Genomic DNA, 2,244 nt, shown 5'->3' with positions numbered 1-2,244 from the left:
ACAAGAGCAAGATATTCGTAACCTGTATCGCTTTATAGACTGGGTGATGATTTTACCAAAACCATTGGAGAATCAATTGTGGTCGGAGTATAAACAATTCGAGCAGGAGCGAACTATGAGATATATTACCACTGGTGAGCGCATAAGTTACGAGCGGGGAATAGAAGAAGGACGACTTGAAGGTAGACAAGAAGGTAGACAAGAGGGAGAACGGTTGGTTATTTTAAAACTTCTTAAAAGGCGAATAGGTGAATTATCACCAGAAACAACACTGTATATTTTGATGAAAGTTTATAAATATTAAAACATCCTGTACATCCTAAAATCCTGATTATCCTGATTCAGACAAAAAAATCCTTAAATCCCCATTCGCAAGGGTTTAGCATTGCGCTTTACCCTTACTTAATCACCTTTAAATACTATCAGGATCTACACCCAAAGCCTTTAATCTTTCCGCTAATAATTGAGCGCGTTCATCACCAGTCGCTAAAACTGTACCATCTTCGTAACACCAACGCAACCAAGAACTATGTCTACCTTCAAATTCTCCTGTCCATAAAGTTATACCTAATCCAATCTCATCTAACCAGTTGTTTGTAGTTTCTACATAACGTCTAGCTTTGAGAGTGTAAATTCTTAAAACCTGTTCTCCTAATTGTTGATTTGGGTCATAGACAATATAGTAAGATACCCGCATTTGTTCATAGATTTTCAGTTTCTTCCCTAATTCCTCACCTTTTTGATTAGAGACAATTTCGATGACAATTTCGGGTGATTTACCAAATTTCCAAACTAGGTAACAACGGTTTTGTTTTTCCCACCAATTTTCAGGAACTTCAACATCAAAACTAATAAATACATCAGGAACTATAGCGGGTTCACCATAAGTATGATAAACACCAACATTGGCTTCAGCTAAAAAAACCTGATTTTTTAAGGAACTATAAAGAGAACCAACCAAAAGACGTTGTTGTTTAGCAGATGCGAGATTATCCACGGGTGTATCATCTTCGGTGACTAGCAGGTTGACATCTGGTACATCACAATTATCAATATCATTATCATTGATTAAAAGTTGGTTAACCATGATTTTATCCACCACTTGAGGACTTTTTATTCATTGTATACTATTTTCCTGAAAATTAAAATCACAATAGACTATTGTAAAAAATTTCAATTCCTAAAATCTACTGCTAATCATCAAGAAGAAAATCACTAACCAAGGTATTGTTAAATCAGGAATTAACCAAATATAATTTCTTAAAAAAGGTATAGCCATTGGTAAAATAAACCGCAAAGAACGTAAAGATACAGGACGATTACCATTTTGATCTACAATTCCATATCTCTTCGCAACTTCAGCGACAACTTGGATTTTACCAGTATATTTGATCATATTAACATCAGCTGCTAAACTAGCGATCGCTCTGCCAGTAAATAATGGTGTTTCCCAATTATAACCATCAGCAAATAATGAAGAATTACCATTTTCTGAACTCTGTTCTTTGGCGAAATTTGTAATCTGTTCCGTACCTACAATACCCGGATAAATAGCCAGAGAACTGACATTATATTGTTTTAATTCCTTAGCCATATCTGCGGCTAATCTATCACAAGCACTTTTTCCCACACCATAAGGAACACTAAAAATATAAGACATTCCTCCCCAGGAAGAAATAGTAAAAATGACCCCTTTTTTCCGTTTGATCATCATTCTTGCAGCATAAATACTAGCCACATAATGACTTCTTAAACCTACATTATTAGCAGCATCCCAAAAACTCGGTTCTAATTCCCAAAACGGCTTACCAAAGGCTGTTCTTAATGCTTGTACTCCTCCATAAACATTATTAACTAAAATATTTAATTGACCATTTTGTTCACTCTCAATACGTGCAAAAAGTTGACGAATTTGCTCATCATCACTATGATCAACCTGTACAGGAATACAAACCCCACCGGCTTCGATAACAGCGGTTTCGGTTTCTCGTAAACTACCGCCAAAATGCTGATAATTGTTAGGTTCAAAAGTGCGCCCGGTAATATACACAGTAGCACCTGCTTCACCTAAACCCACAGCAATTCCCTTACCAATACCTCTAGTAGCACCTGTAACTAATGCTATTTTCCCTTGCAGATTTTTACTCATTTTTTTTATTTACATTTTATTGACAGCCAGAGATTTTAATATGATTTTAAGTAGGTGAACGGAAAAAAACCGACATAAGTAACGAAAAGTAAAGT

Annotated in this window: 3 protein-coding genes; 1 reads left to right on the top strand and 2 read right to left on the bottom strand. The window is 35.6% G+C overall.

The window, feature by feature from the left end:
• On the top strand, window positions 1–304 hold a 304-nt coding region (locus ACIR310F_RS22640), incomplete at its 5' end, for a DUF4351 domain-containing protein (RefSeq protein WP_155963834.1).
• A 108-nt stretch (window positions 305–412) separates the two neighbouring features.
• Here the strand turns inward: ACIR310F_RS22640 and ACIR310F_RS0114485 are convergent.
• Together ACIR310F_RS0114485 and ACIR310F_RS0114480 are read right to left on the bottom strand one after the other, a co-directional pair.
• Window positions 413–1,087 carry a Uma2 family endonuclease gene (locus ACIR310F_RS0114485; protein WP_028084440.1) on the bottom strand — a complete coding sequence of 225 codons (675 nt, stop codon included), beginning with the start codon at window positions 1,085–1,087 and terminating at the stop codon, window positions 413–415.
• Window positions 1,088–1,180: 93 nt separating this feature from the next.
• Window positions 1,181–2,149 carry an SDR family NAD(P)-dependent oxidoreductase gene (locus ACIR310F_RS0114480; protein ID WP_035368052.1) on the bottom strand — a complete coding sequence of 323 codons (969 nt, stop codon included), beginning with the start codon at window positions 2,147–2,149 and terminating at the stop codon, window positions 1,181–1,183.
• Between the last annotated feature and the right edge of the window lie 95 nt (window positions 2,150–2,244).

The sequence above is a fragment of the Dolichospermum circinale AWQC310F genome (genome assembly GCF_000426925.1).
GTDB lineage: Bacteria > Cyanobacteriota > Cyanobacteriia > Cyanobacteriales > Nostocaceae > Dolichospermum > Dolichospermum circinale.
This window is presented reverse-complemented; position numbering and strand designations above follow the sequence as displayed.

Bases quoted from the DNA above. Each gene is read 5' to 3' on its own strand.
- ACIR310F_RS0114485 (WP_028084440.1), bottom strand. From the start codon at position 1,087: ATGGTTAACCAACTTTTAATCAATGATAATGATATTGATAATTGTGAT.
- ACIR310F_RS0114480 (WP_035368052.1), bottom strand. From the start codon at position 2,149: ATGAGTAAAAATCTGCAAGGGAAAATAGCATTAGTTACAGGTGCTACT.